This window comes from Spongiactinospora rosea (assembly GCF_003315795.1).
Lineage (GTDB): Bacteria > Actinomycetota > Actinomycetes > Streptosporangiales > Streptosporangiaceae > Spongiactinospora > Spongiactinospora rosea.
Window position 1 is genome coordinate 70,352 of sequence record NZ_QMEY01000028.1, and the last position, 13,968, is coordinate 84,319.

A 13,968-nucleotide genomic window follows, 5' to 3' on the forward strand; every position below is an offset into this window, starting at 1 on the left:
ATTTCCTGAGTCCGCGCGGCGATCGTGGTAGGACAAGGGAGCGGTGGCCGTGCGGGAGGAGGCGTCGTGGAAGAACGACCGGGGACCCGGCGGCCTTACGCCCGGCAGCAGCCATGGCCCCCGGCCCGGACGCCGGCCGAGATGCCCGCCGAAACGCCCGCTAGGACACCGGAACCGGCGGGGGAGGACTTACTCCCGCCGTCCGCCCGCTGGTACGGCACGCCCGCCGACCCGCATCCGCGCCGCCTGTCCCGCCGGCTCATCCGGTCCCTCACGATCGCCGGGAGCCTCGCCGTCGGCCTGTCGCTGATCGCCGGGGCGGTCGTGATCGTGCTGCGCGCGGTGTCGCCGGAGCCCGTCGTACAGGTCGTCTCCGACCCGCTCGCCGGGGTGCGCCTGCGGCTGCCCGAGGGGTGGGCGCAGCGGCCCGTCGCCCCGGTGACGGCGTTCACGTCGGCCGCCGCCGACGCGGCGGGCGGGGCGATGGTGATGGCCATGCCGGGGCCCCCGCTGGGCGGCGGATCGCCGCGCGAGGCGGCGCTGCGGGCGTCCGAGCTGTACGGCAGGCTGCTGCTGCACGGCGACACGGTCTCGGTGGCAGAGGACGCCGCCATCGCGGTGGGCGGGGCCACCGGGCACGCGCGGGCGGTGGTCGCGCAGTACAAGGACGTGGTCAACCGTCCCGCGTACCTGCGGGTGATCGTGCTGGACCGCGGCCCGCGGACCCTGCTCATGGTGGCCATCGCGCAGCCCGACGACGCCCGCGCCCGGGCCGCGATCGGCCAGGTGATCAAGGGCGCCACGGTGGGGTGATCGCGCCGCGCGGCCGTGTAGCACGTGGAGCCGAGCTTGGCCAGGATCCGGGGCGTACGGCACGTCTTGTCGGTGCCGGGGATTACCCTGGTGTCCTTGTGAGGGCCCGAACCGAAAGAGACGCCTGCGACGCGGGCGGCCTGACGAGACGCACGGCAAGGAGCGTGGTGTGAGCACCTCCGCCGCATCGCATCTTTCCCCTTCCTATCCCGACAGAGCCGCCTGGGGCACCGCGCCCAAGCTGCGCGCCTGGCAGCAGGAGGCGTTCGACCTCTACTTCGCCGCCGAGCGGCGCGACTTCCTCACCGTGGCCACCCCCGGGGCGGGCAAGACCACCTACGCGCTGCGCATCGCCAGCGAGCTGCTGTCGCGCGGCATCGTCCGCACGGTGACGATCGTCACACCCACCGAGCACCTGAAGCGCCAGTGGGCCGACGCGGCGGGCCGGGTGGGCATCGCCATCGACCCCGAGTTCAAGAACAGCCAGGGCACCACCTCGCGCGACTATCTCGGCGTCGCCGTCACCTACGCCCAGGTCGCCATGCACCCGGCGCTGCACAGGGCGCGCACCGAGGGCCGTCGGACACTGGTCATCTTCGACGAGATCCACCACGCGGGCGATGCCAAGTCCTGGGGCGACGCGGTCAGGGAGGCGTTCGAGCCCGCGGCCCGGCGGCTGGGGCTGACCGGCACGCCGTTCCGGTCCGACGACAACCCGATCCCGTTCGTCGGCTACGTCGAAGACGGCGACGGCGGGCTGCGCAGCGTCTCCGACTACTCCTACGGCTACGGCCCGGCGCTCGCCGACGGCGTGGTCCGGCCGGTGATCTTCCTGGCCTACGCGGGCGAGATGAAGTGGCGCACCCGGGCGGGCGACGAGATCACCGCTACGTTGGGCACGCCGCTCACCAAGGACCAGCTCTCCCAGGCGTGGCGAGCCGCGCTCGACCCCAAGGGCGACTGGATCCGGCAGGTCCTGCGGGCCGCCGACCGGCGGCTGACCGAGGTGCGCAGGGGCGTCCCCGACGCGGGCGGCCTGGTGATCGCCACCGACCACGAGACGGCCAGGGCCTACGCCCGGCACATCCGCACGATCACCGGGGAGGGCGCGACCGTCGTCCTGTCCGACGACCCCGACGCCTCCAAGAAGATCAAGGGCTTCGCCGCCTCGGAGGGGCGCTGGCTGGTCGCGGTCCGGATGGTCTCGGAAGGGGTGGACATCCCGCGCCTGTGCGTGGGCGTGTACGCCACGTCGGTCTCCACGCCGCTGTTCTTCGCCCAGGCGGTGGGGCGCTTCGTGCGCGCCCGCAAGCGCGGGGAGATGGCCTCGGTGTTCGTGCCCTCGGTGCCGACCCTGATGGGGCTGGCCGGGGAGATGGAGGCCGAGCGCGACCACATCCTGGGGCGTCGGCAGGCCGAGGACGGGCTGGATGACGACCTGCTCAAGGAGGCCAGGCAGAAGAAGGACAATCCCGACGTCCTGGGTGACGAGCTGCCGTTCGAGACGGTGGAGGCGTCGGCCACGTTCGACCGGGTGCTGTTCGACGGCGGCGAGTTCGGCACCGGGGGCGATGTCGGGTCCCCTGAGGAGGAAGACTTCATCGGGCTGCCCGGCCTGCTGGAGCCCGACCAGGTGGCGACCCTGCTGCGCAAGCGCCAGTCCGAGCAGCAGGCCGCGAAGCGCAAGCTGGCTGGTACGGCCGAGGCCGCGCCCGAGCGGTCGCCGCACGAGGAGCTGGGGACGCTCCGCAAGGAGCTCAACGGCCTGGTCGGCGCCTGGAACCACCGCACCGGCCAGCCCCACGGTGTGATCCACGCCGAGCTGCGCCGCGCCTGCGGCGGCCCACCCATCGCCCAGGCCACCGCCGACCAGATCCGCGACCGCATCGCCCAGATCCGCAAATGGGCCACCCAACGCTCCCGCTGACCCCACCCCCCGGCGTGCGCGGTGAGGCTCCAGCGGGCCCGGTCTAGGGCAGCCCGACGCCCGCGGTGGGCTTCAGCCGGGCTGTTTCAGGGCGCCCGGCGCTTACGCTGACCCGCTGCGTCGTGCCCACCGGATCGTGGGACCTGGCGTTGCGAGCGGGCGGCATTCGGGGCCGCCGGGTCCTCCCGCCTCGGCCGTACCGGCCACGAGGGTCGCTCGTGGTGGGCTCCGGCCGGGCCGATTCAGGGGCGCCCGGTACTCCTGCCGGGGTCAGGGGCGGGTGATGGGGGTGCCGCTGAGCTGGACGCCGGCGGAGGACAGTTCGGCGAGGGCGGCATCGGTGGTGACCCGGGCGACTCCGGCGGTGAGGTCGAGGAGCACGCGTACGGCCAGGCCGTTCTCCACCGCGTCGATGGCCGTGGCGCGTACGCAGTGGTCGGTGGCGATGCCGACGACCTCGACCGCGTGCACCCCCCTGGCGGTCAGCCACGCCGCCAGCGTGGTGCCGTCGGGGGCGGCGCCCTCGAAGCCGCTGTAGGCGGCCGAGTGCGCCCCCTTGCTGAAGACCTCATCCACCCCGGCGGTGTCGAAGGCGGGGTGGAACTCCGCCCCGTGGGTGCCCGCCACGCAGTGCGGCGGCCAGGAGTCGACGAAGTCGGGCTCGTCGGCGAAGTGCGGCCCCGGGTCGATGTGGTAGTCGCGGGTCGCCACGATGTGGTCGTAGTCGCGCGCGGTGACATGGCGGGAGATCGCCTCGGCCACCTCCGCGCCGCCGTTCACCGCGAGGCTGCCCCCCTCGCAGAAGTCGTTCTGGACGTCCACGATGATCAGAGCGGTGCTCATGACTCGATCCTACGGTGAGCCCCACGGCCCGGCGAAGACGGTCGGGATCGCGGCGTAGCCGCGGGACAGATGATGCGCCTCCGGCGGCAGTTCGGCCGCCGAGGCGGCGCGGCGGTCCCTGGCCGCGGCGACGCTCTCCCCGCCGACGACCTCGCCGTCCTTGACCAGCGGGGCCAGCAGCGGCCGGTGGGTGTCGCGCGGGTCGGTGTCGCCGCCGTTGACCGGGACCGTCACCGCGGCCTGCGCGGCGTGCGGCCCGTCCGGGACGATGATCTCGGCCAGCGCGCAGCCGTCCGGCCCGATCCTGCGGAACGCCGCCTTGACGCCGCCGCGGCTCGGCTTGCCGACCGACCGCTTGGCCACCGGCTGCAGCTCCCCGTCCGGGTCGGCCCTGGCCACCATCTTGTAGACCATCGCGGCGGTGGGCACGCCCGAGCCGGTCACCAGTGAGGTGCCCACGCCGTAACCGTCCACCGGGGCGGCGGCGAGCGCGGCGATCGAGTACTCGTCCAGGTCGCCGGTGACGATGATCCGGGTCTTGTCCGCGCCGAGGGAGTCGAGCTGCTGACGTACCGAGACCGCGGCCTGGGCCAGGTCGCCGGAGTCGATGCGGACCGCGCCCAGCTCCGGCCCGGCCAGCTCGACGGCCGTGCGCACGGCCTCGGCCACGTCGTAGGTGTCGATGAGCAGCGTGGTCGCCGGGCCGAGGGCGGCGATCTGCGCCTGGAACGCCTGCCGCTCCGAGTCGTGCAGCAGGGTGAAGGCGTGCGCGCTGGTGCCCCTGGTGGGCACGCCGTACAGGAACCCGGCCCGCAGGTTGGAGCTGGTCGCGAACCCGCCGATGTACGCGGCCCGGGCGGCGGCCACGGCGGCCCGCTCGTGGGTGCGGCGGGTGCCCATCTCGATGAGCGGGCGCTCGCCCGCGGCGTGGGACATCCGGGCGGCGGCGGAGGTGATGGCGCTGTCGTGGTTGAGGATGGACAAGATCATGGTCTCCAGGACTACGCTCTCCGCGAACGTCCCGTGGACCACCATGATCGGGGAGCCGGGGAAATAGGACTCGCCCTCGCGGTAGCCGTACACGTCGCCGGAGAACCGGTAGCCCGCCAGGAAGTCGATCGTGGCGGCGTCGACCACATCGTGCTCGGCCAGGAAGGCCAGCTCGTCATCGGTGAACCTGAAGCTCGAAAGCGCGTCGAGCAGCCGTCCGACGCCGGCCACCACGCCGTACCTGCGCCCGCCGGGCAGGTGCCTGGCGAACACCTCGAAGACCGTTCGGCGTCCGGCCGCCCCGCTGCGCAGCGCGGCCTGGACCATCGTCAGCTCGTAGTGATCGGTGAGCAACGCGGTGCTCATGGGGTCGTTCACGTGTCGAAGACTACGGGGGAGGTAGGGCAGACTGGTGAACGTGCCCGGCACCGCTCCGATCGAGACCGAGCGTCCGACGACGGACGTGCGGCCCGACGTACCCTGGCTCACGATCGTCTGGAACGACCCGGTCAATTTGATGTCATATGTGACCTACGTCTTCCAAAAGGTGTTCGGATACCCCAAGGAGAAGGCCGAGCAACTGATGCTCGACGTCCACCACAAGGGCAAGGCCGTCGTGTCCAGCGGCGCCCGCGAGGAGATGGAGCGCGACGCCCAGATCCTGCACTCCTACGGCCTGTGGGCGACCGTCCAGCAGGATTCGTGAGGGGAGCGCGGTGAGCACGGGATTCAGGCCGGGGGCCGAGGGCGGCGTCGTGGTCGAGTTCGACCCGGCCGAGGTGTCGATCCTGCGCTCGCTGGTCGGCATGATCTTGGGGATGGTCGAGCCGGGGGAGACCGGCAGCGACCCGCTGGAACGCGCTCTCGGCATCGGCGCCGCGAAGGTCCCCGACGACCCGGTGCTGGCCAGGCTCTTCCCGTCCGCCTACGCCGACGAGGAGCAGGCCGCCGAGTTCCGCCGCTACACCGAGGCGGCGCTGCGCGACGGCAAGCGCGCCGACGCGCGGGCCGTGCTCGACAGTGTGGCCTCCGGCCGCGCGGAGCTGTCCGCCGACCAGGCCCAGGCGTGGCTGCGCGCCCTCAACGACGTACGGCTGGCCCTCGGCACCCGCCTGGAGATCACCGAAGAGGTCCACGAGGAGCTGGCGGGCATGGCCGAGGACGACCCCCGCTACCCGGCCTACATGATGTACGACTGGCTGACCTACCTGCAGGACAGCCTCGTCCGCGCACTTTGGTAGCTTCCAGGCATGCTGACGATCTCGCAGGATCTTGTGGACCGGATCGTGGCCCACGCGCGGGCCGACCACCCCGATGAGGCGTGCGGCGTGATCGCCGGTCCGGTGGGCTCCGACCGGCCCGAGCGCTTCATCCCCATGGAGAACGCCGAACGCTCGCCCACCTTCTACCGCTTCGACTCCATGGAGCAGTTGCGGGTCTGGCGCGAGATGGACGACCGCGACGAGACGCCCGTGGTGATCTACCACTCGCACACGGCCACCGAGGCGTACCCCTCGCGTACCGACATCTCCTACGCCTCCGAGCCCGACGCCCACTATGTGCTGGTCTCGACCCGCGAGGAGGACAAGGTGGAGCTCCGGTCCTACCGGATTCTCGACGGGGTGGTCACAGAGGAAGAGATCGGCATCGTTCAGTAAGCTGGTGACCGTGCCGACCTTCGACTCACCGGTTCCGCGCGCCCCGCGCGGGGCGCTCAAGGCGGTCGCCGACAGCGCGCCGCACCTGCGCCGCGGCCGGGGCCTGCCCGGCGCGCCGCCGGTGCAGAGCTACCTGTTCGCGCACACGCCCTTGGTGGTCGTCTACGACTGTCCTGGCCGCTGATCCGGCCGACCGACCCCCGGCCCGCCCGGACCGTTCCGGAACACCCGCGTGCCCGTCCGTGTTCGATCGGATGGGCGCCCGACGACGACTTATTGATCATCAAGGAGATCGATCGCGATGGCCATCGAAGTTCGCATTCCGACCATCCTGCGCACCTATACCGACGGCGCCAAGGCCGTCGAGGGCAAGGGCGGCACGCTTGAGGAGCTGATCGGCGACCTGGAGGCGCGCCACCCCGGCATCAAGGACCGGCTGGTGGACGGCGCCGGCCTGCGCCGGTTCGTCAACGTCTACCTCAACGACGAGGACGTCCGCTTCCTCGGCGGCCTTTCGACCCCCGTCGCCGACGGCGACACCGTGACCGTGCTCCCCGCCGTGGCCGGTGGCTGAGCCGGCATGCGCTTCGATTCGCTGATCGACTCGGTCGGGCGCACTCCGCTGGTGGGGCTGCCCAGGCTGTCCCCCTCGGGCGACGTGCGGATCTGGGCCAAGCTCGAAGACCGCAACCCCACCGGTTCGATCAAGGACCGGCCGGCGCTGTGGATGGTCGAGCAGGCCGAGAAGGACGGACTGCTCACCCCGGGCTGCACGATCCTGGAGCCGACGTCCGGCAACACCGGCATCTCGCTGGCCATGTCGGCCCGGCTCAAGGGCTACAAGCTGATCTGCGTGATGCCGGAGAACACCTCCGAAGAGCGCAGGCAGCTGCTGCGGATGTGGGGCGCGGAGATCATCTCCTCGCCCGCCGCCGGGGGCTCCAACGAGGCCGTCCGGGTCGCCAAGGAACTGTCCGCGGAGCATCCCGACTGGGTGATGCTCTACCAGTACGGCAACCCGGCCAACTGGCGCTCGCACTACGAGTCGACCGGGCCGGAGATCCTTGAGGACCTTCCGTCGGTGACCCACTTCGTGGCGGGCCTCGGTACGACGGGCACGCTGATGGGGGTCGGCCGGTTCCTGCGCGAGCGGGTGCCGGGCGTCCAGATCGTCGCGGCCGAGCCGCGGTACGGCGAGCTGGTGTACGGGCTGCGCAACGTGGACGAGGGCTTCGTCCCCGAACTGTACGACCCGGACGTGCTCACCACCCGCTTCTCCGTCGGCTCCGCCGACGCGCTGCGCCGCACCCGCGAACTGCTGGCCACCGAGGGCATCTTCGCGGGCATCTCCACGGGGTGCGCGCTGCACGCGGCCCTCGGCGTCGCCGCCAAGGCCGTCAAGGCGGGCACCCGCGCCGACATCGTCTTCGTGGTCGCGGACGGCGGCTGGAAGTACCTCTCCACGGGGGCCTACGAGGGCACCCTCGACGAGGCCGAAGACCGCCTGGAAGGCCAGCTCTGGGCCTGACCGCTTGGGCTCCGGCCGGCATGCGCGGCACCGCGCACGCCGGCCGCAGCCGGGGCGGCGCCCCCGCCTCCACCGGTCGCGCCGGCGCCGAGGCACACCGTCACACGGCGGACGACCTAGGATGATCGACTCACTGTTCCAGGGAGAGGGCCTGGCTGGGGCAGACGCGGACCGCTTCGCGGGCCTTCCTGACCAGCTCGCCCTCCAGTGTTTCGCGCAGCACGATGACCGTGCCGTCGTCCTCGTTCTGGTCGAACAGCGCGGGCTCGGTGTACACGCACTGCCCGGCACCGACGCACCTGCGGGTGTCCGCGATGATTTTCATGGCCCTGCCCTCTACCAGGTCACCGGGAGCCGGTACAGGCCGTAGACGGTCGCGTCGTCCTTGAACGGCAGCTCGTCGACGTCCATGGCCAACTCCAGCGTGGGGACGCGGCCGAACAACGTGTCGAACACGATCTGCAGCTCCATCCGGGCCAGGTTCTGGCCCAGGCACTGGTGCGGCCCGAACCCGAACGCGACATGGTGGCGCACGCCGCGCTCGATGTCGAGCTCGTCCGGGTCCTCGAACGCCCGCGGGTCCCGGTTGGCCGAATAGCCGAGCGCCAGCACCCCTTCGCCGGCGCGGATCTGCTGCCCGCCGACCTCGATGTCCTCGACGCACAGCCGGGCCGTCGCCAGGTCGATGATCGTGAAGTACCGCAGCATCTCCTCGACCGCGTTGAGCGTTCTGCCCGGGTCCGCCTTGATCAACGCAACCTGCTCCGGGTCGCGCAGGAACGCCATGGTCGACAGCGAAATCATGTTCGCCGTCGTCTCGTGGCCGGCCACGAGCAGCAGGAAGCCCATGCCGGCCAGTGCCGTCCGCCGGTAGGTGCCGTCCGCGCGCAGCTTGACGATCTGCCGCCCGAGCAGGTCGTCCGGCGGGTTCTCCTCCTTCTCGGTGACGAGGTCGGTTATGTAGCCCCGGACGGCGCCGGTGGCCGCCTGCCGCTCCTCGGGCGGCGTTGACTGCTTGAACATCTTCGCCGTGTGCTCCTGGAAGAACTCATGGTCGGCGTAGGGCACGCCCAGCATCTCGCAGATCACCAGTGAGGGAACCGGCAGCGACAGCGCTTCCACCAGGTCACCGGGCTTCGGCCCGGCCAGCAGCGCGTTGACCTGCCCATCGACGATCTCCTGGATCCGCGGCCGCAGCGCCGCCAGCCGGCGCACCGTGAACTCGCCGAGTACGGCCTTGCGCGCCGGCCTGTGCTCGGGGGCGTCCATCTCGACCAGGAGGCGGTCCTCGTCCGGCCGCCGGGACGCCGCCTCGCCCTCGACCAACTGCGGGAAGTCCGGATGTTGCCGGTCGGCGCTGAACCGCCGGTCGTTCAGCACGGTTCGCACGTCTTCGTGGCGGCTGACCGCCCAGGCCCACCCGCCGCCGGGCAGGCGAACCCGCGAGACCGGCTCTTCTTCGCGGATCTCCTCGTACGCCGGCGGCGGCGTGAACGGGCACGTACGGGCAATGGGGAACTCATGCTTCTCGGTGGTGGTCATGACTTTTCCTTCCATAACGTCATGGACAGGCGGATCACCGGGATGGGCGACAGCAGTGAATTCAGGCTCGACTCGTCCCCTCGCGGGCGAAGTGCGGTTCCGCCGCTTCCAGCCGCGGTACCGAGATGCCCAGCCGCCGTGCTTCCGCCAGGGCGTCCCGGCAGACCTCACGCGGCTCCTCGGCCTCGGGGTCGGAGTGCGCCGCGAAATTCACGCGCACGGGCGTGAAATGAGCGGTCAGCCAGGCGAGTACGGAGGCCGACAGCCAGGTGGGCGCACGGAACATCAGCAGGCCGCCCCGGTGACGTCGCAGATCGACGCCGCGCGCCGCGAGGACCGGCAGAAGCTCGCGGCCGGCCAGCAGCCCCTCGCGCAGGTCGCCCGTCATCCCGGCCAGATCGGACAGCGAACCCAGCCGCAGGCCCTGCGAGAACAGGCCGGCATCCGACACGAAATGGATCCACAGCCAGCCGCGGAAGTCGGGCTGCTCCTTGAGCCGGAGCCCGGCCTCGCGAAACGCCTGGCGCACGGCCCGCTCCCGGTCGGTCGGGGGCCGGCCGAGGGTGCCGAAGACGACCGACGGTAGCAGCATCCCACGGAGCACGCCGTCCGCGCCGAAACCGCCACCGGCCTGGGGGAAGCCCCAGGCGATCCGGTCGATGGGGAGTGCGCCGACCGCGGCCGCCGGCTCGGTCCAGATGTTGCCGAAGACCAGTACCGTGGCCTGCCCGACCCGTGGGGTCAGGAAGGCCGCCGCCTCCGTGAGGCGGTGGTGCGGCACGCTGAGCACGATCAGGTCGAAGTCGTGGTCCGGCTCCAGCGCCTCGCGGTAGCGCACCGGCCACTTCTGAACGATGCGCTGCCCCCACACCCGGCGCCGCATATCGATCAGGTCGAGGTCCACCGCGTCTCCGTACGTCGCCGCGCGGCCCGGCCGGACGTAGAACTCGACGTCATGTCCGGCCTGTTGCAGGGCCCAGCCGTAGACGGTGGCGATCACGCCGCGGCCGAACATCAGGATTTTCACGCTGCACCTCGTCGGGTACGATCGAATTGGAGACTATCTCCACTTCCGAAAATATGGAGGTCATCTCCATTTGTCAACGTGAGGTAGCGCATGACCGCTGACAAGCCGCTGCGGGCCGACGCCCAGCGCAACCGCGATGTCCTGATCGCCAAGGCACGAGAGATCTTCGACGCCGGCGACTTCTTCGACCTGCGCTTCGATGACTTCGCCCGCCTGGCCGGAGTGGGCACCGGCACGCTGTACCGCCATTTCCCCACCCGGGAGGCGCTGGCCGGGGCGGTCTACCAGGGGGAGGTCGCCGCGCTGTGCGACCGCGCCCGCCGGCTACAGGCCACGCTGCCCGCGGAGGAGGCTCTGGCGGCCTTCCTGCGCGGCATGGTCGAGCACATAGCCGCCCACGAGGGCCTGGCCCGGACGCTGACCACGCTCATGGCCACCGGCAAGGGCGCCCTCGCCGAGAACGGCCGGGCGCTGGAGCAGGCCGTCACCGACCTGGTGGCCGCCGCCGTGCGGGACGGCGCCATCCGCGGCGACGTGGATGCCGGTGCCCTCATGATGGCGCTGCACGGCATCGGCGCGGCCCATGACCGCTCCAATTGGCGGACCGAGGCCGACGATCTCATCACCCTCGTGCTGGACGGGCTGCGCCGCCCGCGATGACGAGGTGTGACACGGCCCCCCATCAGAGCCTTGGCGGGCCGGGAGAAAAGGAGATCCCCCGGACCGGCCGGGGCCGGGCGGGGGATCTTCCCTTGGTCAGGTGCGGGTCAGTTGAACAGGACACGGAGGGAGAAGGTGGCCTCCTCCGCCGTGGACTTGCCGCTCAGGCCGACCGCGCGCAGGACCTTGGCGTTGGCCTGGTCCTCGCCCTGCAGGGTGGGCAGGTAGAGACGTTCGGCCTTGTCGAGGTCGACGTAGATGGCGAAGCCGGCCGCGCCCGCGTCCGGGACGGCGAGCTTGAAGCTCTCGCTGTCGCCGAGGGTGCCCGCCTGGGCGAGCTGCTGAGCGTACTCCTGGGTGGAGGCCAGGATCATCACGCCGTCGCCGGTGGCCTTGCCGAGTTGCGGCAGGTTCCCGCCCTGCGCGGAGAGCAGCTGCTCGATCTTGCTCACGATGCCCTGCGCCTTGGCCGTGTCGGTGACGATGCGGGCGCCGATCTTCGGCTGGCCGTTGTCGAGGCCGTTCTCGTCCACCGCCACGGTGAGGTTCTTGCCGAGCAGGGTGGCCACGTCGTCGGGCAGCGCCACGCCGCTCTGCTGGGCGGCGGTGAGCATCTGCTGGAAGGACGGGGTCGAGGCCAGCATGGACTGGTACTTCGGCCACTGCTTGGTGAACATGTCGCCGAGCCCGGAGATGGACACCGCGCCGAGCGTGGAAGCGGGCAGGTCGGCGACCCGGGCCGCCTCGCTCTCGGCGGGCATCAGGTCCTTGGCGCCGCGCAGCAGACCGGCCAGCTCGACGTACTGCGAGTCGAACCGCAGCGCGCCCGCCATCCGGGTGCCCGCGAGCTGCTTGAGCACCTCCTGCTCGCTCCCGTCCAACTGGCCGGCCAGCTTGCCGACCTGCTCGACGTTCATCCAGAAGGACAGGACGCCCTGCTCGCCCACCGCGCCGATGTCACCGGTGAAGTCGGCGTTGTCGGCCAGCGTGGGGGAGGAGACGGACTGGTCGACCGTCTGCTGGGACTCGGCCAGCAGCGCGTAGTCCTCGCGGAAGGCGATGCCGTACTTGTCGCCGGCCATCAGCTTCTCGATGCCGGCACGCGCGGCCTCCTGGTCGGTGACCTGCACGGCGATCACCGGCGTCGGCTCGTCCGAGCCCTGGGCCGGGGGCAGTGCGGCGACCCCGATGCGCGAGCCGAGCCAGGGCTCGACGTCCTTGGCGTAGTCCAGCTTGGCGAGGTCGGAGTCGTCCTTCTTCAGCGACTCGAACAGCGCCTTGCGCGGGTCCTCGCCGGTGAAGGTGTCCTTGGTGACGGTGAACTTCCTGGCGATGCCGAACAGCGCCAGCTTCTGGTTCGCCGCCGGGTCGAGGTCCAGGCGCAGGTAGCCGATGGCGGTCTGGGGCAGTACCTCGTGCGGCTGCGTGCCGCCGCCGCTCAGCAGGCTGGCGGCGTAGACCCCGCCGCCGCCGATCAGCGCCACCACCAGCGCGGCGACGGCGGCGATCAGCCAGGTCCTCTTGCCCTTGCCGCCGCCCCCCTTGCCACCCTGCGCGGGGCCCATCACCTCGGCGTTGCCCTGCCAGGACGGCTGCCCGTACTGCTGTTGCTGCTGCCCATAGGGCTGCTGCCCGCCGTACTGCGGCTGCTGCTGACCAAACGGTTGCTGCCCGTACTGCGGCTGCTGTTGCTGCTGCCCGTAAGGCTGCTGAGGATACGGCTGACCCTGCTGGCCTGGCTGACCTTGTTGTCCGTAGGGCTGTTGTCCATAGGGCTGCTGTTGCTGCTGCCCGTACCCCTGTTGCGGTGGATATGGGGGCTGTTGTCCTTGCTGGGGCCGGTACGCCACGGTTCGCTGGGGATCCTGCTCGTCAGGTGACGGCGGACCTGAGGGGTAGTTGGCAGACATACTCACTCACACGTCTGGATTCTGGGCGATACAGACGGTAGCCCACATCAGTAGCGATCCACTTGCAGTGAACTATCATTCCGATCGCCGCATCTAACCCTATTTAGGGTCACGATCGGCCCGGACCGGGCCGAAATGAGGCGAGGACCACACCCGTACTGCGCACTAATTCACTGAGGGATCAGCACCGCTGGCCTAACCTTGGGAAACGTGGCGGGCCAGAGCATTGGGATCTTCGACAGTGGTGTGGGCGGGCTGACGGTCGCGCGGGCGATCATCGATCAGCTTCCCCGGGAGTCCATCCTCTATGTGGCGGACACGGCCCGGCAGCCGTACGGGCCGCGGCCGATCGCGGAGGTGCGGGAGTTCGCCCTCCAGGTGATGGACCACCTTGTCGAGCACGACGTGAAAATGCTGGTCATCGCCTGCAACAGCGCCAGTTCCGCGATGCTCCGCGACGCACGGGAGCGCTACGAGGTGCCCGTGGTGGAGGTCATCCAGCCCGCCACCCGGCGCGCCGCGCGGGCCACCCGCAACGGCAGGGTCGGCGTGATCGGCACCCGGGCCACCATCGAGTCGATGGCCTACAACGACGCGTTCGCCGCCGCGCCGCACATCCGGCTGACCGGGGTGGCCGCTCCGCGGCTGGTGGAGTTCGTGGAGCGCGGCGAGACCATGAGCGACCGGCTGATCGAGGTGGTCCGGGGATACCTGCGGCCGATCCTCGCGGACGGCTGCGACACGCTGATCCTCGGCTGCACCCACTATCCGCTGCTGACCGGCGCCATCGCCTATGTGGCCGGCGACGCGGTGACGCTGGTGTCCAGCGCGGAGGAGACCGCCAAGGACGTCTACCGCACACTGCACGACCGTGGCCTCGCCGGCGACGCCGAAACCCCGCGTCACCGGTTCAAGACGACCGGCGACGCCCGGCTGTTCGGGCGGCTGGGCCAGAGGTTCCTCGGGCCGGAGATCACCTCAGTCGAGGCCGCGAGCATCGGCGGGGAGATCGCCGCCGGGGTCATTCCGCAACCGGAGCGACGCACCGCTCCTCGTTAGGAGACCGCCGC

At 71.0% G+C, this 13,968-nt stretch carries 17 protein-coding genes; 11 read left to right on the top strand and 6 right to left on the bottom strand.

Translation table 11 applies throughout. The annotated features are described in order from the left end of the window. Window positions 1–66: 66 nt before the first annotated feature. The gene (locus DP939_RS38525) at window positions 67–813 is read left to right on the top strand and encodes a hypothetical protein (protein WP_147268305.1); all 747 of its coding nucleotides are present in this window, start codon (window positions 67–69) and stop codon (window positions 811–813) included. A 169-nt stretch (window positions 814–982) separates the two neighbouring features. Next, window positions 983–2,740, top strand: a complete 1,758-nt coding sequence (locus DP939_RS38530) for a DEAD/DEAH box helicase (protein WP_113985781.1) — start codon at window positions 983–985, stop codon at window positions 2,738–2,740. Between the two features lie 270 nt (window positions 2,741–3,010). Here DP939_RS38530 and DP939_RS38535 read toward each other — a convergent pair whose 3' ends face one another. Then, the gene (locus tag DP939_RS38535) at window positions 3,011–3,583 is read right to left on the bottom strand and encodes a nicotinamidase (protein WP_113985782.1); all 573 of its coding nucleotides are present in this window, start codon (window positions 3,581–3,583) and stop codon (window positions 3,011–3,013) included. Between the two features lie 9 nt (window positions 3,584–3,592). Beyond that, complete coding sequence (locus DP939_RS38540) at window positions 3,593–4,939, bottom strand: nicotinate phosphoribosyltransferase (protein ID WP_404828624.1); 1,347 nt, start codon at window positions 4,937–4,939, stop codon at window positions 3,593–3,595. Between the two features lie 52 nt (window positions 4,940–4,991). Here DP939_RS38540 and clpS point away from each other — a divergent pair, with 52 nt between their 5' ends. The 6 genes from clpS to DP939_RS38570 all read left to right on the top strand — a co-directional run bounded on the left by clpS (window position 4,992) and on the right by DP939_RS38570 (window position 7,759). Further along, window positions 4,992–5,279, top strand: a complete 288-nt coding sequence (clpS, locus tag DP939_RS38545; RefSeq protein ID WP_113985825.1) for an ATP-dependent Clp protease adapter ClpS — start codon at window positions 4,992–4,994, stop codon at window positions 5,277–5,279. Between the two features lie 10 nt (window positions 5,280–5,289). Further along, window positions 5,290–5,814 (top strand): DUF2017 domain-containing protein, encoded by a 525-nt coding sequence (locus DP939_RS38550; RefSeq protein ID WP_113985784.1) that lies wholly within the window; start codon window positions 5,290–5,292, stop codon window positions 5,812–5,814. A gap of 9 nt (window positions 5,815–5,823) precedes the next feature. Next, window positions 5,824–6,231, top strand: a complete 408-nt coding sequence (locus DP939_RS38555; protein WP_113985785.1) for a Mov34/MPN/PAD-1 family protein — start codon at window positions 5,824–5,826, stop codon at window positions 6,229–6,231. 10 nt (window positions 6,232–6,241) lie between these two features. Beyond that, the gene (locus DP939_RS38560; protein WP_158578931.1) at window positions 6,242–6,415 is read left to right on the top strand and encodes a hypothetical protein; all 174 of its coding nucleotides are present in this window, start codon (window positions 6,242–6,244) and stop codon (window positions 6,413–6,415) included. 117 nt (window positions 6,416–6,532) lie between these two features. Further along, window positions 6,533–6,805 (top strand): MoaD/ThiS family protein, encoded by a 273-nt coding sequence (locus DP939_RS38565; protein ID WP_113985787.1) that lies wholly within the window; start codon window positions 6,533–6,535, stop codon window positions 6,803–6,805. A 6-nt stretch (window positions 6,806–6,811) separates the two neighbouring features. Next, window positions 6,812–7,759 (top strand): PLP-dependent cysteine synthase family protein, encoded by a 948-nt coding sequence (locus DP939_RS38570; RefSeq protein ID WP_113985788.1) that lies wholly within the window; start codon window positions 6,812–6,814, stop codon window positions 7,757–7,759. A gap of 130 nt (window positions 7,760–7,889) precedes the next feature. On the opposite strand, the gene DP939_RS38575 is transcribed toward DP939_RS38570, so the two are convergent. From DP939_RS38575 to DP939_RS38585, 3 genes are all read right to left on the bottom strand, one after another. Next, entirely contained in the window at window positions 7,890–8,084 is a 195-nt protein-coding gene (locus DP939_RS38575; protein ID WP_113985789.1) for a ferredoxin, read from the bottom strand. 11 nt (window positions 8,085–8,095) lie between these two features. After that, window positions 8,096–9,301: a cytochrome P450 gene (locus DP939_RS38580; RefSeq protein ID WP_113985790.1), complete on the bottom strand. Its 1,206-nt coding sequence runs from the start codon at window positions 9,299–9,301 to the stop codon at window positions 8,096–8,098. Window positions 9,302–9,362: 61 nt separating this feature from the next. Next, the gene (locus DP939_RS38585) at window positions 9,363–10,328 is read right to left on the bottom strand and encodes a ketopantoate reductase family protein (RefSeq protein ID WP_113985791.1); all 966 of its coding nucleotides are present in this window, start codon (window positions 10,326–10,328) and stop codon (window positions 9,363–9,365) included. A 90-nt stretch (window positions 10,329–10,418) separates the two neighbouring features. Between DP939_RS38585 and DP939_RS38590 the strand changes: the two genes are divergently transcribed. Further along, on the top strand, window positions 10,419–10,988 hold the full coding sequence (locus DP939_RS38590) for a TetR/AcrR family transcriptional regulator (protein WP_113985792.1): 570 nt from the start codon (window positions 10,419–10,421) through the stop codon (window positions 10,986–10,988). 107 nt (window positions 10,989–11,095) lie between these two features. Here the strand turns inward: DP939_RS38590 and DP939_RS38595 are convergent, their stop codons facing one another. Next, window positions 11,096–12,553, bottom strand: a complete 1,458-nt coding sequence (locus DP939_RS38595; RefSeq protein ID WP_225878744.1) for a DUF3352 domain-containing protein — start codon at window positions 12,551–12,553, stop codon at window positions 11,096–11,098. Between the two features lie 42 nt (window positions 12,554–12,595). Between DP939_RS38595 and DP939_RS48270 the strand changes: the two genes are divergently transcribed. Further along, window positions 12,596–12,868 carry a hypothetical protein gene (locus tag DP939_RS48270; protein ID WP_225878745.1) on the top strand — a complete coding sequence of 91 codons (273 nt, stop codon included), beginning with the start codon at window positions 12,596–12,598 and terminating at the stop codon, window positions 12,866–12,868. Window positions 12,869–13,108: 240 nt separating this feature from the next. Beyond that, complete coding sequence (gene murI, locus DP939_RS38600; RefSeq protein WP_113985794.1) at window positions 13,109–13,957, top strand: glutamate racemase; 849 nt, start codon at window positions 13,109–13,111, stop codon at window positions 13,955–13,957. Window positions 13,958–13,968: the final 11 nt, after the last annotated feature.